The following is a 17,703-nucleotide window of genomic DNA, read 5'->3' as shown; positions in this document are numbered from 1 at the left end:
GGGCGACCGTGGCGGCGGGGGTGGCGGCGGGGGCGCCGCGCCCGCCGCTCGGCGGCCTGCGTGGTCACGGGCCGCAGGCGCCGCGGGACGGCGGGATCAGTGCCGCCGGCCGAGCAGGATCTCGCGGGCCTGCTCCCAGGTGTGTGGGTCGCAGGCGACCAGCAGTCCGTCCTCGCAGCCGGGTGGGTCGGGCCGGTAGCCGGAGCCGTCCAGCCGAGCCGACACCCCGCCGGCCTCGCTGACCAGCAGCGACCCCGGGGAGTGGTCCCAGGGGAGGGTGCGCCAGTAGAAGGTGAACTCCTGCTCACCGTCGACGATCTGCGGGTACTCCACGCCGGCGGAGTGCCGCCCGGCGGTGACCTCGCCGAACACGGCCGCGTTGGTGCGCAGCCGGAGATGCTCGGCCGGGTCAAGGAAGCGGCTCTTCAGCGAGCCGCGCCAGCCGGCCGGCGAGTCGGCGGCGGGGGTACGGGTGAGGCGGTGTCCGTCCCGCCAGGCGCCGGAGCCCAGTTCGGCGGCGTAGGCGGTGCCGGCTATCGGCTGCCAGATCCAGGCGGCGACGGTCTGCCCGGCGCGTACCAGCGAGGCCATCACGGCGAAGTCGGGGCGTCCGGCGATGAAGTTCGAGGTGCCGTCGACCGGGTCGACCAGCCAGACGGCGGGCTCCGAGTGCAGTGCCTCGGCCAGTGCCGGGTCGGCGGCCACGGCCTCCTCGCCCACCACCGGGACCGGCAGCAGCTCGCGCAGCCGCCGGGCGATGATCACCTCGGCCTCCCGGTCGGCGACGGTGACCACCTCGCCGGGTGCCTTCTCCATCACCTCGCCCGCTGCCAGCGCCCGGAACCGCGGCTCGACGACCTCTGCCGACGCCTCGGCGAGGATCTCTGCCACCTTCTCCATCAGCACGTGCCGCTCCCTTCGCTGACTTCCACTCTCGCACGCCCGCAGGCCGCTGACCTGCGTCGGCCCCGGGGGTGAGAGTGGTGAACACCGGGCGTGAGCGGAAGTGAACCGGGTGTGAGGGCGGGCTGGTCGGGCCCCCGCCGCGGCGTGTCGGCGAGGGCCGGGAGCGAGTGCCTCAGGCGGGGGCGGTGGCGGCCGCACCGTCGGCGTCGGCATCGAGGAAGTGGAAGCCCGGGCGGGGGTGCATCAGGAACTCGTGGTGGGAGATGTTCCACGCGTACGCCCCCGCGAGGGCGAACAGCACCCGGTCGCCCGCCCGCAGGCCCGCCGCCGGCGCCCGGCGGGCGAGCACGTCCTTGGGTGTGCAGAGCTGCCCGGCCAGCGTGGCCCGGCCGGTGGTGACGACCGGGCGCGGCCAGGGGTGCGGCCAGTGGTCGACGGGCAGCACCGTGAACGGCTGGTCGTGGCCCCGGGTGGCGGGGGTGCGCAGGTGGTGGGTGCCGCCGCGGACCACCGCGAAGTCCCCGCCGTGGCTCTGCTTCACGTCCAGGACCTCGGTGGCGTACCAGCCGCAGTACGCCGTCAGTGACCGCCCGGGTTCCAGCCGCAGGGTGAGCGTGGGGTGGCGCTCCAGCAGCTTCTCCAGCCCGGTGCCGAACGCCGTCCAGTCGAAGCGCGCGTCCGGGTCGGCGTAGTCGACGGCCATGCCGCCGCCCACGTTGACCTCCTCCAGGGCGATGCCGTGCCGCGCTGCGAGCCGGGCCGACCGGTCGACCACCTGCTCGGCGACGGCGAGCTGCCCGTCGGCGTCCAGCCCGCTGGCCAGGTGGGCGTGGAAGCCGCGCAGCCGCAGCTGCCGCCCGAGCGGGCCGGCCAGCAGCCGCAGGCACCGCTCGGCGCCCGCCGGGTCGAGGCCGAACGGTGTGGGCCGCCCGCCCATCGCCAGCGGGGCGCCGTCCAGCGCGCCGGAGGTGACGGGCGGGTTCACCCGCAGCAGGACGTCGATCGCTGCCCCGGGGGCGGCGGCGGCGGCGTCCGCCAGCAGGTGCAGTTCCTGCTCGCTCTCCAGGTGCCAGCGGTGCACCCCGAGCCGGATCGCCGCCGCGATCTCGGCCGGCGTCTTGCCGGGGCCGCCGAAGGCCAGCGAGGCGCCCGGCACGGACCGTGCGACATGCGCCAACTCGCCGCCGCTGGAGACTTCGTAGCCGTCCACCGAGCCGCGCAGCGCGGCCAGTACGGCGGGCTCGGGGTTGGCCTTGGCGGCGTAGTGGAGCTCGACCCGCGCGGGCAGCGCGGCCCGCACCGCCGCCGCGTGCGCGCGCAGCGGCGTCAGGTCGTAGACGTACGCGGGCAGCTCGTCCGACGTGAGGGCGCCGACCAGGGCGCGGACGGCGGGAGTCGGGATCATCGGGCACCTCGGGTGGGGGTGTGGGTGGTCTCGGCCGGCGTGGCCCGGTCGCGTGCGGTAGCGGCCGGCGTGGCCTGCGCAGGTACGGACTCGGCGGGCTCGCACTCCGCGAGGACGGCTGCGGCGAGCGGGGAGGGCAGCCGGACGTAGCCGGCCGCGCGGTCGGCCCGGCGCTCCCAGCGGGTCAGCAGGTTGGCCTTCGCGGGCAGCGGCGCCCCGGCCAGCAGCGCGCTCAGCCGGGGCGGGCAGCCGTGCGCGTCGCCGTACTCGCGCAGGGTGTCCCGCACGGTCCGCCACAGCGCGCCCTCCAGGCCGGGGTGCAGGTCGGCGAGTGCGGCGAGCAGCTCGGCGACGTGGTTGACCAGCAGGCAGTACACCACCCGGTCCCAGCCGCGTTGCGCGTCGTAGGTCATCGGCCCGGCCACCTCGGGCGGGAGCCTGGCCAGCGCGGCGGCGTGGTGCTCGGGGAGCAGCTTCGTCCCCTCCAGGTCGCGCAGCAGCACCTGGACGGGCAGGCCGTCGCCGTCCACGCAGATCAGGACGTTCTGCAGGTGCGGTTCCAGCACCACGCCGTGGTCGAAGTAGGCCGCGAGCACCGGCGGGACCAGCAGCCGGAGGTAGCCGGACCACCAGGCGAGCGCCCGCCGCGGGTCGCCGTGCCCGAGCAGCCGGGAGACGTGGGCGGAGCTGGTCGGGTACTCGTCGGCCACGGCGGCGGCCAGCAGGGCGGTGGCGCCGGGCCGCAGGGCGGTGTGCAGGCCCTCGCGGACGATCAGCCCCAGGCCCTCGTACAGCGCGAGGTCCGGGCGGCCGTCGGGGCCGGGCAGGGCGAGCGTGCGGAAGGCGGGTTCGCGCAGCAGCGCGGCGTCGGGGAAGCGCCCGGCGAGCTCACGCAGCGTGGGGGCCAGCAGCCCGGTCAGTGCCACCGCCCCGGCCAGCTCGTACGCGGCGTTCTTGCGCAGGCAGTTGGTGATCCGGACGTTGAGGCTGAACTTGAGGAAGGCACCCTCGCCGTGGAGGGTCCGGACGGAGGCGGTCGGGGTGAACGGCGGGCCGCCGCTGCCGAGGTCCAGGACGTCGCCGCGGTCGAGCGCGGCCCGCAGCGCCGGGTGGTCGCGCAGCAGGTCGTACTGCCAGGGGTGGGCCGGCAGCAGCCGGTACCCGGCGGGGGTCTCGCGCAGCCCGTCCAGCAGGGTGCCCGCCGCCGGGTCCAGGCTCTGCTCGGCGAGGAACTCCGCGCGTACGGCCAGGTGGCGCAGCGGGAACGCGGCGCGCGCCTCGGGTGCGTACGCGGCCCAGGCGGCGTGGCCCGCCGAGCGGGACTTGGGCGCGGGGTGGAAGCGGTGGCCGAACAGCAGGGCCTGCTCGGACTCCAGGTACCGGTCCGGTCCGGGTGCGGCCCGGTGGCGCAGTGCGGCGCGGACGCCCTCGTGGCTGGAGGCCAGCTGGTCGAGGAACTCCTCGTTGTGGACCCCGCTGCGCGTCGTCAGCTCCTGCTGGATCTGCTCGGCGAGCTCGCGCCAGCCCAACTCGGCCCACCCGCCCGGGTGTTCCTCCTGCACCGGGCCGCTGAAGCGGTGCGCGCCGATCAGCGAGGTGCGCCGCAGGGCGACCCGCAGCAGTACACCGCGCTGGGGCAGCCGGATCAGCAGCCGGCCGTCGGCGACGGCGGTCTGGCGTTCGGGGGCGGACACCTCGCGCAGCAGGCAGTTGAGCAGGGTGTGGGACACCACGTCGTCCGCGGTGGGGAGTTGGCCGGTGGCCGCCGGTGCGGGGGGCGGGCTGCCGAGCAAGGGCATCAGTGACTCCATCGGGTACGGGAGGTGGACGCAGGCAGGCTCGGTCCCCCTCGGGGTGCCCAGTCTCCGCCCGGGCGGCGCCGGTGCGCAGCCGGTCGGGCGGTCATCGGCCGGCCCCGGTCGGGCGGAGGTAGTTGGGGCCGCTGGTGTAGTGCTTGTTGATGTCGGCGGCCCCCGAGCGCTCCTTGCTGAGCAGGGTCCCGGCGGTGACCATCGCCTTGACCGGCAGCCGGTCGGCGTCCAGCAGGGTGGCCCGCAGGGCCGCGCCCTCGGGGCCGAGCCGGTCCACCGCCTCGGTCAGCCGCCGGCGCAGCAGCCCCAGCGAGGTGTCCAGTGGCGCCCGGCCCGCGGCCGCGAGCCCGAAGGCGAGCGAGGCGGTGCAGAGGTGGCCGGTGATGGTGGTGAACAGGTCGGCCAGCTCCGCGTCCCCGGCGAACACCCGCTGGTCGTCGAACTCGGTGCGTTCCGGTGCCAGTCCGCCGAGCCTGGCGCGCAGTCTGGCGTGGTTGACCCGGGGGCCGTCGTTGTCCTTCTGGAGCAGGCGCAGCCTGGTCCGGCCCCCGGGCCGGTCGAGCACCAGCGAGGTGTTCTGCTGGTGCGATTCCAGCGCGATGCCGTAGCCGAACAGGGTGGTCTGCCAGTCGAGCAGCAGGGTGAGCAGGGCGTCGTAGAGCGCGAGCACCTCGCCGTCGTAGAAGCGCTCCGCGAGGTGGTCGATGACCAGCCGCCCGGTGGGCGCGGTCGCGAGCAGCGCTGCCAGCGGCAGTGCCACGGCGCCGTCCAGGCCGGCGGGGTAGCGCCGGAGCAGGACGGCGAGCAGCTCGTGGCCGCTCTCGGCGTAGCACTGCTCGTCGGCCAGCAGCACGCCGGCGGCCAGCTGCGGCTCGCGGGCGAGGACGAGCTCCAGAAGTCGCTGCCCGGCGGCGCCGTCGGGCAGGACGCCCGGCTTGATGGTCCGCCGGTTGCGCAGGCCAAGGGTGGCCGTCGCCAGCGGGAGCTTGAGGTGGCAGGCCGGGTCCCGGGTGACGGCCACGGTGCGCATCGACAGGGTGGGGACGACCTCCAGGTACGGCCGGGGGGCCAGGGCGGCGGTGTCGGCGAGGCCGGCGGCCCGCAGCGCCTCGGTCAGTGGCCGGCCGACCGTCAGCGGATGGACGGGGACGGCCACTCGGCGCTCCGGTGTCTCCGGCAGGCCCAGCCGCTCCGGGTCCGGCCACCAGGCGGCCAGCGGGGCGTCGCCGTGCCAGGGCATCGCCCGGGCCGGCAGTACGACCCAGCGCAGCAGGAAGGACGGATGGAACTCGGGTGCATGGTCTCGGAGCTGCTCCTCGTCCAGGCCGGACCGGCCCCGTGCGGTGGGGTAGACCGGGTGGTCGAGGAAGGCGGCGAGGGTGTCCTGCGCCAGGCTCGCCCGCAGGCCGCTCCAGTGGGCCGGGTCGGCGCCGTAGCGCTCGGCCAGGCCCCGGCGGGTGCCGTCGCGGGCGCCGTTCTGGAGCCGGACGGTGGCCAGGGTCTGCCGGCACTCCTCGGCGAAGGCGTCGTAGCCGCCGCGGTCCTCGGGGGCCGCCAGCTCGCGCAGCGCGCCGATGATCTCGTCCGGGTCGGTCAGCGGGGTGCCGTCGACCTCCAGCAGGGGCAGCCGGGCGGTGTCCTCGCACTGGAAGCCGTCCGGCGCCAGCGGCAGCAGCAGGACCCGCCCGGCGAGTTCCAGTCGCTGCCACGGCCCGTCCGCGCGCCGGACGCGCTCGCCGCGGGTGCGCAGCCCGAGGACGTCCTCGCGCAGCAGCGCGCCGAGCACCCGGACGAGCAGGTCGTCACGGGCGTCGCGGGCGCTCGCGGTGGCGGTGCTCACGGCGTGATCTCCCAGCGGTTGGCGGCGACGAACTCCGTGGCGGTGCGGCGCAGGGCGTCCTGGTCGTGGCCGATCGCCCAGACGATGCCGAGGTAGTCCCGGTTGGTGCGGTAGTGCTCGTGCCGCTCGCCGACGGCCCGCACCGGCCGGTAGGAGAGGTGGACGCCGTCCACGTGCAGGTCGCAGGGCCCGGGGGCGGCGGTCAGGGTGCCGGCCCGGTCGGCGCAGACGGCCCGGGTGTGGGCCCGCAGGTCCGTACGCGCGCCGAGGTCGGCGGGCAGCGGCCGGCCGAGGTGGGCGTTGAGCACGTGCTCGAAGTAGGGGATGCCGAGGATCTCGGCCAGCTTGAGGTCGCAGTGGTCGCCGATGGCACGGTAGTTGACCTCCACGATCCTGGCCCGGCCGTCCGGCTGGACGATGAACTCGGTGTGGCAGGCGCCGAGCCCGACGCCGATCGCGTCCAGCTGGGCGAGTACCTGGTCGACCACCGGCCGCGGGTGCGCGGGGACGAACTCCAGGACCTCCTCGATGAAGTCCGGCGGCGGCGAGAGCGTGGTGCGGAAGCCGCCGATCACCTGGCGTACCCGGCCGTCCCCGAGGGTCTCCAGCGTGTACAGCTCGCCGATCAGGAACTCCTCCAGCACCAGCGCGGCGCCCGCCCGCCGGTGCTGGACCTGCGCGCAGCGGCGCAGTAGCTCCTGCGGGCCGGTGACCAGCGAGACGTCCTCACTGGCCACACCCTCGCGGGGCTTGACCACCACGGGGAACGGGATCACCGACTTCAGGAGGACGGCCGGGTCCTGGTCCGGTGCGAGCTCGGCGGACCACACCGTGTCCAGGCCGGCGGCGGCGAGGTCGCGGCGCAGCTGGGCCTTGTTCTTCGCCCGCAGGGTGGCCCGCCAGTCCTTGGCGGGCAGTCCGAAGTAGGCCGCGGCCAGGGCGCACTGGGTCTGCAGGTGGTCGCTGTTGCTGAAGACGGCGTCGGGTATGCCGTGTCGCGAGATCAGCCCCACGACCTCGCGGAAGTCGTGGACGTCGCACTCCAGGACCTCCGGGGCGCCGGGGAGCCCGGTGTAGGCGTGCCGGTGGGCCTCGGCGTGGTCGGTGAGGACGGTGACGTCCAGGCCGAGGCGCCGGGCGGCGGGCAGGAACCCGTCGGTGACGGAGTCGGTGGGGTTGACTGCGAGCAGGTAGAGCCGCATGGCGGTGGCGGGTCCTCTCGGGTGATGGACGGCGGGGTGGTGTGCGCCCCGGGGGGCTGAGGCCGGACGCCGCCGGGTTGACGGGTGCTCAGAGGAGTGCGCCGCGGACCTGTTCGTCAAACGCGGTGGGGAGCACGGGCCGCTGCGGGCCGTGGGGGGCCGAGGCACCCGCCGCGGACCCCGGTGCCGCTGGGCCACTTGAGCGGCGAGTCGGTTCTCAGCACAGACGGAATGTTAGGTTAGGTATGCCTAAGCGAGTCAAGTTGGGCCCCCGTGTCGGGATCTGAATGGCGGGCGGGGATGCAGGATATGTATAAGGTGAGCCTCACCTAAGTCGACATGGCCGATCCTTGGAGCCCCCATGCCCGACACGAAGGCACTCCAGCCTCGTGCCGCAGAACTGCTCGACGGCAGCTACCGGCGTCTCATGGAGCACTGCCCGGCCCTCAGATTCGCCCTGCCGGCGCCCGGCGAACAGCTGTCCGACCGTCAGGGGTGGCTCTGCGTCGCCGAGCTGACCGAGGGGGGAGCGGGGGAGGCCGGACTGGACCGGCTGACCGCGGCCGAGGCGGCTCGCATCCTGGCCGAGTACGGCAGCGCACCCCGCGAGCACGTGGCGGCCTCCAGGCTGCTCCACCACTACCTGTGGTCGGTCTGCCTGCTGATCAGCGGGCCCTGGCAGCTGGACCGCCGGGTGCCGCGGATCCGGTCGCAGGACCTCTGGATCCATGCGGCGACCGGCGACCTCGCGCTGCGCCCGGGGGACTTCGCCTGCCTGCCGGGGGACGGCGCGGCCGGCCTGCCCGGCGCCCGGGTGCTCGCCGGGGAGGACGAACTCCGGGCCGAGCTGAGGGCGGCCGTCGCCGAACACGTGACGCCCCTGATCGAGCTGTTCAAGGGCCCGTTGAAGCGCGGGCCGCGCGCCCTGTGGGGCATGGTCACCGACGATCTGGTCTCCGGCATCTGGTACCTGGGGCGGATGCTCGGCGAGGAGGACGCCGCGGTGCGCGCGGCCACCGCCGTACTGCCCGGCGGCACCCCGCCCTTCCCCGGCGCGGCGGACTTCCGTCGGCTGGCGGGTCCGGACGGGCGCGGCCATCAGACCCGGACCAGGCTCGGTTGCTGTCTCTACTACACCATCCGCCCCGCCGAGGCGTGCTTCACCTGCCCGCGCACGGACGACGCGGAGCGGCTGCGGCGGCTGGCGCAGCCCGCCGGGTGAGGGCGGGCCGGCCTCGGACGCCGGCCCGCCGCCCGGCACCACGCCGCGGCCGGCTCCCGTGGCGTGGCCGGCAGGGCGTGCGGCCCGGTGCGCCGGCCGTGGACGACGAACGCCCCCGCCGGGCCGGGACCGTACCGGCGGGCGGGGGCGTCCGTACTGGTGGTCCGCTCAAGACCCCTCAAGAAGGCGGACCGGGCCCGGGGTGCGAGCCCGAGGCAAGTTAGGTAAAGCTAACCTAACTCGCCGGGGGTTGGCAAGGGTGATCGCCGTTCTCCTGGCGTCGCTGGCGCAGCAGCTCGTCGTACTCCGCGTGCACCCGGCGGTCCATCGCCAGGGCGAACTGGGCGTCCGCGACGGTCCGGGCCAGCGGGCGGACCCGCAGGATCTGCTCGGTCAGATGGGCGGCCTCGCCGGGCGGCAGCGGCTTGTCCTCGGCCAGTGCGCACAGCAGGTGGTCACGGACCAGCGCGATGAAGATCTCGGCCATCGCCGCCACGTGCTCCTGGGTGCGGCGGCTGGCCTCCAGGACGGCGGCCAGCGGCACGCCCTCGGCGACCAGCGCGGTGGTGGCGTCCATCAGGCGGCGGCTGACGTGGGTGATGCCGTCCCCCTGGACGGTGATGTAGCCCTGCGCCATCGACTCGGTGGTGTTGGCCTCGGTCAGCTCGTCGCCGAAGGCGTCCTTCAGCTCGTCCCAGCCCAGGTGGACCGGGGTCTCGTCCGACCAGGGCGCGACGATCGCGGCCTCCAGTCCGATCAGCTCCGCGACGTCCCGCCCGCTCTCCCCGGCGCCGATCAGCTCGGCGATCCCGCCCAGGGTGTGCCCGCGCTCCAGCAGCTCGGCGATCACCCGCAGCCGGGCCAGGTGCGCCTCGCCGTACCAGGCGATCCGGCCCTCCTTGCGGGGCGGCTGGAGCAGCTTGCGCTCGCGGTAGAAGCGCAGCGTGCGGGTGGTGATGCCGGCCGCCTCGGCCAGCTCCTCCACCCGGTACTCGCGCTGCCCTGTCGCCGCTGCTGCCCGGAGCTTGTCCACGGCGTCAGCATAGGGCGGGGGTCGTGGAAACCGGCGCCGCCGGGGTTCTTCCATGAACTGTCAGCAAGGGCTACCCTGCCAATCGTGCCAGTGATTGCTGGCACGGTTCTAATGGACGTGCGCACCCTCACCCCACCTCAGGAGGACGCCGCATGGCATCCACCCCCAAGCGCGCCAAGCCGTCGGCGCCCCACCAGCCCCGGACGGCCCAGGCGACGCAGGCGACCCGGACGCCCCACGTCCGGGTCGTGGTGATCGGATCGGGCTTCGGCGGACTCGGTGCCGGCGTCCGGCTGCGCCGCGCCGGGATCACCGACTTCGTCATCCTGGAACGCGCCGCCTCGGTGGGCGGCACCTGGCGGGACAACAGCTACCCGGGCTGCGCCTGCGACGTGCCCTCGCACCTGTACTCCTTCTCCTTCGCCCCCAACCCCGAGTGGCCGCGCAGCTTCTCCGGCCAGGGCGACATCCGGGCCTACCTGGAGCGGGTCACCGACGTGTTCGGCCTCCGCCCGCACCTGCGCTTCGACACCGAGGTGACGCAGGCCCGCTGGGAGCCCGAGGCGACCAGGTGGCGGATCACCACCACCGCGGGGGAGTGGACCGCCGACGCCGTGGTCTCCGCCGCAGGCCCGCTCGCCGACCCGCAGATCCCCGACCTGCCGGGCCTGGCGGACTTCCCCGGCAAGGTCTTCCACTCCTCCCGCTGGGACCACGACTACGATCTCACGGGCAAGCGCGTCGCCGTGGTCGGCACCGGAGCCTCCGCCGCGCAGATCGTCCCGAGCATCCAGCCCACCGTGGGCCGGCTCACCGTCTTCCAGCGCACCCCGGCCTGGGTGCTGCCGCGCCGTGACCGCGAGATCAGCGCCGCCGAGAAGTGGCTGCACACCAGGCTCCCCGCCACCGCCAAGCTCCGCCGGGCCACCCTGTTCGCCCTGCGTGAGCTCCAGGTGGACGCGTTCGTCCGCCGGCCCGGCGCGCTGCGCCTGGTCCAGCAACTGGCCGAGCGGCATCTCGCGAGCAGCGTCGCCGACCCGCAGCTGCGGGCCAGGCTCACCCCCGACTACCGGATCGGCTGCAAGCGCATCCTGCTCAGCAACACCTACTACCCGGCGCTCGCCGCGGCCAACACCGAGGTGATCGCGGCCGGCCTGCGCGAGGTGCGCGGCTCCACCCTGGTCGCCGCCGACGGCAGCGAGCACGAGGTGGACGCGATCGTCTTCGGCACCGGCTTCCACGTCACCGACATGCCCATCGGGGCCCGGGTGTTCGGGGCCGACGGGACGAGCCTGGCCGAGGAGTGGAAGGGCGGCATGGAGGCGCTGCGCGGCTCGACCGTCCGCGGCTTCCCCAACCTCTTCTTCGTGATCGGGCCCAACACGGGCCTGGGCAACAACTCGATGGTCCTGATGATCGAGTCCCAGCTGAACTACCTGATCGACGCGCTCACCACCCTCGCCTCGGTCGGCGCCACGGCGATGCAGCCCACCGCCCGCGCCCAGCGGCAGTGGAACCTCGCGCTCCAGCACCGGATGTCCCGCACGGTCTGGTCCACCGGCGGCTGCACCAGCTGGTACCTGGACGGGGAGGGCAAGAACACGGTGCTCTGGCCCGGCTCCACCACCAGCTTCCGCCGGGCCACCCGCCGGGTCGACCTCGCCGAGTACGAGCTGATCAAGCGCACGGTGCCCGCCTCCGCCCTCGCCATGGCGGCGTCCGCCGCCTCGTCCACGGCCTCGTCCGCCGCCCCGCCCGCCGCCGAAGAGGAGGCCGCCGTATGAGCCCGGCCATACCCGCCGAGTGCGTACTGCCCGAGCCCGCCGAGGAGTTGAGCATCCGCTCGGCGGAGGGCAACCTGCTGCACGCCGCGGTGTTCGGCGCCCCCGCGGCGCCGACCGTCGTCCTCGCCCACGGCTGGACCTGCTCGATCGCCTTCTGGGCCCCGGTGATCCGGCAACTCGCCGGTGACTACCGGCTGGTGGCGTACGACCAGCGCGGCCACGGGCGCAGCGAGCGGCCGTCGGCCACCGCCGGGTACACCACCCGGGCGCTGGCCGACGATCTGGAAGCCGTGGTCACCCGGTCCGTCCCCGCCGGGGAGCGGGCGGTGCTCGTCGGGCACAGCATGGGCGGTATGACCATCATGGCGGCCGGGGGGCGGAGCGAGGTGGCGGCGCGCACCGCGGCCGCCCTGCTGGTCAGCACCGGCTCCTGCGACCTGGTGCCCCACCTGCGGGTCGCCCCGGACGCCCTGCGCTCACCGGCCCTGCGCCGGTTCGTCCACCGGCGGGTGATGCAGTCCCGGCTGCCGCTCGGGCCGGTCAGCGGTGTCAGCCGGGCGCTGCTCAAGTACGCGACCATGGGCCCCGCGAGCACGCCGGACCTGGTCGAGGCCACCGCCCGGATCGTTCACGCCTGCCCGACCGCAGTCCGTACCGGCTGGGCCGGACTGCTGGAGGAACTGGACGTCACCGACGGTCTGGCCCGGCTGGCCGCGCCCACCGCCGTGCTGGTCGGCACGGAGGACCGGCTGACCCCGCCGGTGCACTCGCACCGGATCGTCGCCGGCCTGCCGGACCCGCAGGGCCTGCTGCTGCTGCCCGGGGTGGGCCACATGTCCCCGATGGAGCGCCCGGCCGCGGTGGCCGGCGAGATCCACCGGCTGGCCGCCGCCTACCTGCCCGTCCAGCGGGCAGCCGGGCCGGCCGAGTCCGCCGTCAACCGGTCCGCCGATCCGTCCGTCAACCGGTCCGCCGATCCGTCCGTCGACCCGGCCGCCGATCCGGCCGGGACCATAGGTCAGCCCGTCGAGAGGAGCGTTGCCGGATGAGTGCCACCGTCCCGCTGTCCGCCCAGGTCGTCGTCGTCACCGGAGCCGCCCGGGGGGTGGGCGCCGCGCTGGCGCGCAAGCTCTCGGCCCGCGGTGCCAAGGTCGCCCTGGTCGGCCTGGAGCTGGCAGAGCTGAAGGCCGCCGCCGCGCTCTGCGGCCCGCACGCCTCGTACTGGGAGGCCGACGTCACCGACCTCGACGCGATGACCGCCACCGCCCGGGCCGTCCAGGACCGCTACGGCCGGATCGACGCCGTGGTCGCCAACGCCGGCATCGCCATCGGCGGGCCGCTGCTGGACAGCGACCACCGGGCCTTCAGCCGGGTGATAGAAGTCAACCTGTTGGGCAGCGTGGCCACCGCCCGGGCCTTCCTGCCCGCGCTCACCGAGAGCGGCGGCTACCTGCTGCAGATCGCCTCGCTCGCGGCGATGACCCCGGCCCCGCTGATGAGCGCCTACTGCGCCAGCAAGGCGGGCGTCGAGTCCTTCGCCCACGCGCTGCACGCCGAGGTGGCCCACCAGGGTGTCCAGGTCGGCGTGGGCTACCTGAGCTGGACGGACACCGACATGGTGCGCGGGGCCGACCGGGACACCGTGCTGCGCCAGATGCGGGCCAGGCTGCCCTGGCCGGCCAACAAGACCTACCCGCTCGACCCGGCGGTGGACCGCCTGGTGGCGGGCATCGCCCGGCGCTCGCCGCACGTCTACGCCCAGGCCTGGCTGCGCGCGATGCAGCCGGTGCGCGGGATCCTGCCCGGGCTGATCGCCGCCGTCGGCTCGCGCGACGTGGCCAGGCTCGCCCCGCAGCTCAGGGCCACCGCCGCCGCCCGGCTGCGCCCGGTAGGCGCCGGGGGCGAGGCCGACTCGGCGGCCCGCGCCTCCACCGCGACCCGGGGCACCCAGGAGTAGCCCCTCCTTCGCCCGCCGCGGCGCTCTGCCCGGATGCCCGGACGGAGCGCCGGGGCATGCCCGCGGCCCCGCGGGCATGCCCCTGGGCCGGTGTGCCTGGGCCCGTACCGCCACCGCCAGCCTGGCCGGCGCCGTCGGCCCGTCCCCGGGGCCCGGCTGTGCCGCGGCGGGCGAGTCGGTACGGTCAGGGTCATGACCACTGCCCTCATCACCGGCGCCACCGCCGGCATCGGCGCCGCGTTCGCCGCCCGGCTGGCCCGCGCCGGCCACAATGTCGTCCTGGTCGCCCGCGACTCCGAGCGGCTGGCGGCCTCGGCCGCCCAGCTGCGGACCGAGTACGGCGTCGAGGCCGAGACGCTGACCGCCGACCTGGCCACCGAGGACGGCATCGCCGCCGTCGAACAGCGCCTGGCGGACACCGCCCGCCCCGTCGACCTGCTGATCAACAACGCGGGCTTCGGCAACAAGGGCGCCTTCCTCGATGTGCCGCTCCAGGCCGAGCTGGACATGCTCAAGGTGCACATCGAGGCCGTCCTGCGGTTGACCACCGCCGCCCTGCCCGGGATGCGCGAGCGCGGGCGCGGCGCCGTCGTCAACGTCGCCTCGGTCGCCGCCTTCCTGCCGCGCGGCACCTACGGCGCGACCAAGGCGTGGGTGGTGAGCTTCACCCAGGGCGTCGCCCGCGACCTGGTCGGCTCCGGGGTGCGGCTGCTGGCGCTGTGCCCGGGCTTCACCAGGACGGAGTTCCACCAGCGGGCCGGTATGGGCACCTCGAACATCCCGGCCTGGGGCTGGCTGTCCGCCGAGCGGGTGGTGGATGAGGCGATGCGCGACCTGGCCCGGGGGCGTTCGTTGTCCGTGCCCGGCAAGCGTTACAAGATCGCTGTGACGATCGCCAGGCTGCTGCCGTCCGGGAAGCTCGGCGGGGTCTCCTCGAAGGCCGCGCGGACGTACCGCACGAACTGAACGGTCGACGGTACCGGGCGGGCGGCGCCCACCGGCGGCGGCCCCTCGGGTTCGGACGGCGGGCCACGGCGGGCCACGGCGGGCCGGCGCGGGCCGTGGCCGACTACGGCCGCATGGTGGAGCGCCGCCGCGCGGGCGCGGAATAGATAGAGTCTCACTATTAGCTTACCTAACTATGAGCTATGCTCGGTAGGCTGAAGAGCCCGCCCGCCCGTCCGTCCCCGTGTGACCGATCCAGGGAGGCCCGCCCTTGAGGCCCGACACCAACCGTTGGACCCCGCCCGCCCGTACCGAGGGCGAACCCGCCCCGCCCGCCCAGCTGCGGCGCATCCTGTCGCTGTTCCGCCCCTACCGGGCCCGGCTCGGCGTGGTCGGCCTGCTGGTCGCGGCCTCCGCCGTGGTCTCGGTGATATCGCCGTTCCTGCTGCGGGCCGTCCTGGACACCGCGATCCCGCAGGGCCGCACCGGTCTGCTCAGCCTGCTCGCCCTCGGCATGGTCGCCGCCGCCGTCGTCAACAGCATCTTCAACGTGCTGCAGACGCTGATCTCCACCACCGTCGGCCAGCGCGTCATGCACGACCTGCGCACCGCCGTCTACAGCCACCTCCAGCGGATGTCGCTGGCCTTCTTCACCCGGACCAGGACGGGTGAGGTGCAGTCGCGGATCGCCAACGACATCGGCGGCATGCAGTCCACGGTGACCTCCACCGCGACCTCCCTGGTCTCCAACTTCACCAGCGTGATCGCCTCCGTGGCCGCCATGGTCGCGCTCGACTGGCGGCTGACGGTGATCTCGCTGCTGCTGCTCCCGCTGTTCGTCTGGATCAGCCGGCGGGTCGGCAGTGAGCGCAAGAAGATCACTGCCGAGCGGCAGAAGCAGCTGGCCGCGATGTCCTCGGCCGTCCAGGAGTCGCTGTCCGTCAGCGGCATCCTGCTGGGCCGCACGATGGGCCGCTCCGGTTCGCTCTCGCGTGAGTTCACCGAGCAGTCGGACCAGCTCGCGGACCTGGAGGTCCGCTCCAGCATGGCCGGGCGCTGGCGGATGAACACCATCCAGATCGTGATGGCCGCGATGCCCGCGGTGATCTACTGGGCGGCCGGGCTGACGGCCGCCGGTGGCGCGCCGATCGTGTCGGTCGGCACCCTGGTCGCCTTCGTCTCGCTCCAGCAGGGCCTGTTCCGCCCGACGGTCAGCCTGCTCTCCACCGGGGTGCAGGTGCAGACCTCGCTGGCGCTGTTCCACCGGATCTTCGAGTACCTCGACCTGCCGGTGGAGATCGCCGAGCCGGCCGCGCCGGTCGAGCTGGGGAAGGTCCGTGGCGAGGTCCGCTTCGAGGGCGTGGACTTCCGCTACGACCCCGAGCAGGAGCGGCCCACCCTGTCCGGCGTCGATCTGCTCGTCCCGGCCGGCAGCTCGCTCGCCGTGGTGGGCGAGACCGGCTCGGGCAAGACCACACTCAGCTACCTCGTCCCGCGGCTGTACGACGCGACGGGCGGCCGGGTCACCATCGACGGTACGGACGTGCGGGAGCTCTCCTTCGAGACGCTCGCCCGGGTGGTCGGGGTGGTCTCCCAGGAGACGTACCTCTTCCACGCCTCGGTCGCCGACAACCTGCGCTTCGCCAAGCCGGACGCCACCGACGCCGAGTTGGTCGCCGCCGCCGAGGCCGCCCAGATCCACGCCATGATCGCCCGGCTCCCGGACGGCTACGACACGGTCGTCGGCGAGCGCGGCTACCGCTTCTCGGGAGGGGAGAAGCAGCGGCTCGCGCTCGCCCGGACGATCCTGCGCAATCCGCCCGTCCTGATCCTGGACGAGGCCACCAGCGCGCTGGACAACCGCACCGAGCGGGCCGTGCAGCAGGCCATCGACGCGCTGGCCGCCGGCCGGACCACCATCACCATCGCGCACCGGCTCTCCACCGTCCGCTCGGCGGACCAGATCCTGGTGCTCGACCGTGGGGAGATCGCCGAGCTGGGCACCCACGAGCAGCTGCTGGAGGCCGACGGCCGGTACGCGGCGCTGCTGCGGCGGGAGGCGCCGGCGCTGGCCGAGCTGGCGGCCAAGGCGTAGCCCCGGCCGGCCCGGCCGCCTCGGGCCCGGCAGCCGGCCGCCCCGGTCGTGCGGGCGGTCGTGCGGGCGCGGGTGCCGGTGCGCGGCGGGGACGGGGGCGCGCGAGGGGCGCGCCCGGGTCAGGCGGCCTTGGGCAGCTCGTTGTAGCCCTCCGCGACCTCCTGGCCGGACAGCTCCTGGATCGCCCGCATCACCTCGTCGGTGACCTGACGGCGGGCCTTGCCGGAGCGGGCCTGCCCGTGCAGCTCGGTGAAGTGCAGCGGCTCGCCGAACCTGACCGTCACCTTGCGCACGCGCGGGATGCGCTTGCCGATCGGCAGGATCTCCTCCGGGCCCTCCAGGGCCACCGGCACCACCGGGACACCGGCGGTCAGGGCCAGCCAGGCGACGCCCGTCTTGCCGCGGTACAGCCGGCCGTCCAGCGAGCGGGTGCCCTCGGGGTAGATCCCGAAGGCCTTCTCCGCCTCCAGGATCTCCAGTGCCGACTCCAGCGACGCCTGGGCCGAGCGGTAGGTGCCGCGCTCGACCGCCACGGCGCCGATCGCCTCGAAGAACCCGCGGGACAGCGCGCCCTTGAGGCCGGTGCCGGTGAAGTACTCGGCCTTGGCCAGGAAGTGCACCCGGCGCGGCGCGGTCAGCGGGATCACCACGCTGTCGATGAACGACAGGTGGTTGCTGGCCAGGATCACCCCGCCCTTGCGCGGCACGTTCTCCAGCCCCTCGATCGCCGGACGGTAAACCGCCCGCGCGAGCGGTTTCAGCACCAGCTTGGTGAGAACGTTGATCATGGTCCCTCCCTGGACGACGGCCGCCCCGGGCGTGGGTACCCGGCGTGTGCCTGCGTGACCCCGCTCGCGGCAGGGCCGAGATCAGATCGCAGAGTACGTCACTCCCCCCGGCGCCCGTCCACTCCCTCCGGCTGCGGATTCCCGCGCCGACCGGCCCGGGTCATCACCCGCCGCGTACGGTTGCGCGCGGAATCGACCGATTCCGGGTGACCTGGAGTGGGGGAGTCGCCACGAAACGTCACGGGCGCGGGGGCGCGTCGGGTGAGCGGCGTCACGGCCGCCCTGCCGCAGGCGCCCCCGGCCACCTCGGCGGCTTCCGGTCCGGCGGGGACGCACGGGCCGGACGGGCGGTCGCCGGACGCGGCGACTTCGGGGGCCGACGCGGCCGGTAGGGTACGCCAGTCGGAAACGTACACACAGGAGGGGTAAACCCATGGCAGACATCGAGGCGGCCCGTCAGGCCTTCGAGCGGTTCGACGTGAACGGCGACGGCCGGATCACCGCGGCCGAGTACGCCAAGGTGATGGCCGAGCTCGGCGACCACCACGTCACGATCGCGGTGGCCGAGGCCATCATCAAGCAGTCGGACGGCAACCACGACGGCGAGCTCACGTTCGACGAGTTCTGGACCTCGCGCCAGAGCTGAGCGGGTTGCGTGCGGGGCCGGTGCCGGGGACGGCGCCGGCCCCGCACACGTCTGCGCGGACGCGGGGTC

Annotated in this window: 14 protein-coding genes; 7 read left to right on the top strand and 7 right to left on the bottom strand. The window is 74.6% G+C overall.

The annotated features are described in order from the left end of the window. Positions 1 to 96 precede the first annotated feature (96 nt). The 5 genes from ACIBH3_RS04965 to ACIBH3_RS04945 all read right to left on the bottom strand — a co-directional run bounded on the left by ACIBH3_RS04965 (position 97) and on the right by ACIBH3_RS04945 (position 7,164). The gene (locus tag ACIBH3_RS04965) at positions 97 to 900 is read right to left on the bottom strand and encodes an inositol monophosphatase family protein (protein ID WP_396310466.1); all 804 of its coding nucleotides are present in this window, start codon (positions 898 to 900) and stop codon (positions 97 to 99) included. 178 nt (positions 901 to 1,078) lie between these two features. Continuing rightward, the gene (locus ACIBH3_RS04960) at positions 1,079 to 2,311 is read right to left on the bottom strand and encodes a type III PLP-dependent enzyme (RefSeq protein WP_396310465.1); all 1,233 of its coding nucleotides are present in this window, start codon (positions 2,309 to 2,311) and stop codon (positions 1,079 to 1,081) included. After that, a complete protein-coding gene (locus tag ACIBH3_RS04955) occupies positions 2,308 to 4,110 on the bottom strand; it encodes an IucA/IucC family protein (RefSeq protein WP_396310464.1) in 1,803 nt (600 codons plus the stop codon). Before ACIBH3_RS04955 ends, ACIBH3_RS04960 begins: the two co-directional genes overlap by 4 nt. 103 nt (positions 4,111 to 4,213) lie before the next feature. Then, positions 4,214 to 5,962, bottom strand: coding sequence for an IucA/IucC family protein (locus ACIBH3_RS04950; RefSeq protein ID WP_396310463.1), 1,749 nt, complete (start codon positions 5,960 to 5,962; stop codon positions 4,214 to 4,216). Beyond that, positions 5,959 to 7,164 carry an acetyl-CoA carboxylase biotin carboxylase subunit family protein gene (locus tag ACIBH3_RS04945; protein ID WP_396310462.1) on the bottom strand — a complete coding sequence of 402 codons (1,206 nt, stop codon included), beginning with the start codon at positions 7,162 to 7,164 and terminating at the stop codon, positions 5,959 to 5,961. Before ACIBH3_RS04945 ends, ACIBH3_RS04950 begins: the two co-directional genes overlap by 4 nt. Positions 7,165 to 7,525: 361 nt before the next feature. Here ACIBH3_RS04945 and ACIBH3_RS04940 point away from each other — a divergent pair, with 361 nt between their 5' ends. Then, positions 7,526 to 8,386 (top strand): (2Fe-2S)-binding protein, encoded by an 861-nt coding sequence (locus tag ACIBH3_RS04940; protein ID WP_396310461.1) that lies wholly within the window; start codon positions 7,526 to 7,528, stop codon positions 8,384 to 8,386. A 235-nt stretch (positions 8,387 to 8,621) separates the two neighbouring features. Here ACIBH3_RS04940 and ACIBH3_RS04935 read toward each other — a convergent pair whose 3' ends face one another. Beyond that, a complete protein-coding gene (locus ACIBH3_RS04935) occupies positions 8,622 to 9,419 on the bottom strand; it encodes a MerR family transcriptional regulator (protein WP_396310460.1) in 798 nt (265 codons plus the stop codon). Between the two features lie 152 nt (positions 9,420 to 9,571). Between ACIBH3_RS04935 and ACIBH3_RS04930 the strand changes: the two genes are divergently transcribed. The 5 genes from ACIBH3_RS04930 (at position 9,572) to ACIBH3_RS04910 (ending at position 16,200) form a co-directional block, all read left to right on the top strand. After that, positions 9,572 to 11,203, top strand: coding sequence for a flavin-containing monooxygenase (locus ACIBH3_RS04930; RefSeq protein WP_396310459.1), 1,632 nt, complete (start codon positions 9,572 to 9,574; stop codon positions 11,201 to 11,203). Beyond that, positions 11,200 to 12,252: an alpha/beta fold hydrolase gene (locus ACIBH3_RS04925; RefSeq protein ID WP_396310458.1), complete on the top strand. Its 1,053-nt coding sequence runs from the start codon at positions 11,200 to 11,202 to the stop codon at positions 12,250 to 12,252. The genes ACIBH3_RS04930 and ACIBH3_RS04925 overlap by 4 nt, the downstream gene beginning before the upstream one ends. After that, complete coding sequence (locus ACIBH3_RS04920; RefSeq protein WP_396310457.1) at positions 12,249 to 13,160, top strand: SDR family oxidoreductase; 912 nt, start codon at positions 12,249 to 12,251, stop codon at positions 13,158 to 13,160. Before ACIBH3_RS04925 ends, ACIBH3_RS04920 begins: the two co-directional genes overlap by 4 nt. Positions 13,161 to 13,352: 192 nt before the next feature. Further along, complete coding sequence (locus ACIBH3_RS04915; RefSeq protein WP_396310456.1) at positions 13,353 to 14,126, top strand: SDR family NAD(P)-dependent oxidoreductase; 774 nt, start codon at positions 13,353 to 13,355, stop codon at positions 14,124 to 14,126. A gap of 250 nt (positions 14,127 to 14,376) precedes the next feature. Continuing rightward, positions 14,377 to 16,200: an ABC transporter ATP-binding protein gene (locus ACIBH3_RS04910; protein ID WP_396310455.1), complete on the top strand. Its 1,824-nt coding sequence runs from the start codon at positions 14,377 to 14,379 to the stop codon at positions 16,198 to 16,200. 119 nt (positions 16,201 to 16,319) lie between these two features. On the opposite strand, the gene ACIBH3_RS04905 is transcribed toward ACIBH3_RS04910, so the two are convergent. Continuing rightward, a complete protein-coding gene (locus tag ACIBH3_RS04905; protein ID WP_396310454.1) occupies positions 16,320 to 16,988 on the bottom strand; it encodes a lysophospholipid acyltransferase family protein in 669 nt (222 codons plus the stop codon). A 433-nt stretch (positions 16,989 to 17,421) separates the two neighbouring features. Here ACIBH3_RS04905 and ACIBH3_RS04900 point away from each other — a divergent pair, with 433 nt between their 5' ends. Continuing rightward, positions 17,422 to 17,634, top strand: a complete 213-nt coding sequence (locus ACIBH3_RS04900) for an EF-hand domain-containing protein (protein WP_396310453.1) — start codon at positions 17,422 to 17,424, stop codon at positions 17,632 to 17,634. Positions 17,635 to 17,703 lie beyond the last annotated feature (69 nt).

This window comes from Kitasatospora sp. NPDC050543, from assembly GCF_044457565.1.
In the GTDB taxonomy this organism is placed as follows: domain Bacteria; phylum Actinomycetota; class Actinomycetes; order Streptomycetales; family Streptomycetaceae; genus Kitasatospora.
Note: the sequence above shows the minus strand (reverse complement) of the source record. Positions and strands in the feature narration are given on the sequence as shown.

What these genes read in the sequence shown, in the direction of transcription:
- ACIBH3_RS04940 (WP_396310461.1), top strand. Translation starts at nt 7,526, where the DNA reads ATGCCCGACACGAAGGCACTCCAGCCTCGTGCCGCAGAACTGCTCGAC.
- ACIBH3_RS04960 (WP_396310465.1), bottom strand. Translation starts at nt 2,311, where the DNA reads ATGATCCCGACTCCCGCCGTCCGCGCCCTGGTCGGCGCCCTCACGTCG.
- ACIBH3_RS04955 (WP_396310464.1), bottom strand. Translation starts at nt 4,110, where the DNA reads ATGCCCTTGCTCGGCAGCCCGCCCCCCGCACCGGCGGCCACCGGCCAA.
- ACIBH3_RS04920 (WP_396310457.1), top strand. Translation starts at nt 12,249, where the DNA reads ATGAGTGCCACCGTCCCGCTGTCCGCCCAGGTCGTCGTCGTCACCGGA.
- ACIBH3_RS04915 (WP_396310456.1), top strand. Translation starts at nt 13,353, where the DNA reads ATGACCACTGCCCTCATCACCGGCGCCACCGCCGGCATCGGCGCCGCG.
- ACIBH3_RS04930 (WP_396310459.1), top strand. Translation starts at nt 9,572, where the DNA reads ATGGCATCCACCCCCAAGCGCGCCAAGCCGTCGGCGCCCCACCAGCCC.
- ACIBH3_RS04965 (WP_396310466.1), bottom strand. Translation starts at nt 900, where the DNA reads ATGGAGAAGGTGGCAGAGATCCTCGCCGAGGCGTCGGCAGAGGTCGTC.
- ACIBH3_RS04945 (WP_396310462.1), bottom strand. Translation starts at nt 7,164, where the DNA reads ATGCGGCTCTACCTGCTCGCAGTCAACCCCACCGACTCCGTCACCGAC.
- ACIBH3_RS04925 (WP_396310458.1), top strand. Translation starts at nt 11,200, where the DNA reads ATGAGCCCGGCCATACCCGCCGAGTGCGTACTGCCCGAGCCCGCCGAG.
- ACIBH3_RS04905 (WP_396310454.1), bottom strand. Translation starts at nt 16,988, where the DNA reads ATGATCAACGTTCTCACCAAGCTGGTGCTGAAACCGCTCGCGCGGGCG.
- ACIBH3_RS04900 (WP_396310453.1), top strand. Translation starts at nt 17,422, where the DNA reads ATGGCAGACATCGAGGCGGCCCGTCAGGCCTTCGAGCGGTTCGACGTG.